The organism is Paenibacillus sp. 598K, from assembly GCF_003851045.1.
Classification (GTDB): domain Bacteria; phylum Bacillota; class Bacilli; order Paenibacillales; family Paenibacillaceae; genus Paenibacillus_D.
Genome location: NZ_BFBX01000300.1, coordinates 3,229 through 4,420, shown reverse-complemented (window position 1 = coordinate 4,420; position 1,192 = coordinate 3,229). Strand labels below are relative to the sequence as shown.

At 66.5% G+C, this 1,192-nt stretch carries 1 protein-coding gene and 1 pseudogene; both read left to right on the top strand.

Annotated elements, in window-relative coordinates:
* Positions 1-197, top strand: a pseudogene (locus tag PA598K_RS35185) (thiamine pyrophosphate-dependent enzyme); the annotation flags it as partial.
* Between the two features lie 23 nt (positions 198-220).
* Positions 221-1,132, top strand: coding sequence for a myo-inosose-2 dehydratase (gene iolE, locus PA598K_RS35180; protein WP_128661306.1), 912 nt, complete (start codon positions 221-223; stop codon positions 1,130-1,132).
* Positions 1,133-1,192: the final 60 nt, after the last annotated feature.

Genomic DNA, 1,192 nt, shown 5'->3' with positions numbered 1-1,192 from the left:
CCGGGGACTACCTGCCGATCGACTTTGCCGCTCACGCCGCCAGCATGGGGGCGCGGACCTGGTCGGCGCGCACGGCGGAGGAGCTGGGCCAGGCGCTCAGCGAGGTCAAGTCGTATCCGGGCGTCGCGCTGATCGACATCAAGGTGCTGCCGGGCACGAATACGTCCGGTTACGAGTCGTGGTGGCGCGTCGGCGTCNNCACGGGGAAGGGGCAATAACGATGCTAAAGGAATTGCGGTTTCGAATCGGAGCGCACCCGATCAACTGGGTCGGCGAGGATGTGAGAGAGCATGGCGCGGATACGACGTTCGAGACGATCGTGGATGACATGCAAGCGCTCGGCTTGCGGGGGACAGAGATGGGGCGCAAGTACCCGACCGAGCCCGCCGAGCTGAAGCGCGAGCTGGCGGCGCGCGGCATCGAGCTGGTGTCGCAGTGGAAATCGGTGCTGCTCTCCGATCCGACGTATCGCGAGCAGGAGCTGGAGGCGTATCGCGCCCATGTCGAGTTCCTGAGCGAGATGGGCTGCCGGGTCGTCAGCACCGCCGAGATCGGCGGCTCGCAGCACTTCGATCCGCGCCGCACGCCGCATGAGCGGGAGGTCGCCCGGCTCGACGATGCGGGCTGGCAAGCCTTGGCCGAGGGGCTCAATCAGGCGGGCGCCATCGCCGCTGAGTATGGACTGAAGCTGACCTACCACCATCACGGCGGCACGGTCGTCGAGCGTCCCGAGGAGATCGACCGGCTGATGGAGCTTACCGACCCGGCGCTTGTCCATCTCCTGTTCGATACCGGCCATGCCTACTTCGGCGGCGCCGATCCGCTCGCGGTGCTGCGCAAGCATTACGACCGGATCGCCTATGTCCATCTGAAGGATGTCCGGCCCGAGGTGCTGCGCCAGGCCGAGCGGGACGGCACGGACTTTATCGGCTGCGTGCGGCGCGGCGTGTTCACGCTGCCTGGAGACGGGGCGGTCGACTTCGGCCCAATCATACGCGAGCTGCATGCGCGCGGCTACGACGGCTGGGCGATGCTCGAGGGCGAGCAGGACCCGGCGCAGCATCCGCCGCGCCAGTACGCCGAGCGGGCGCTCGCCTACATCGACAGCCTGCCCCTACACGAAGCGAACTGACGCGGAGTGCCTTAATTTTATGATAAGTGCCGAAGAGGCGCGGAATCGAATCTGTAGAAG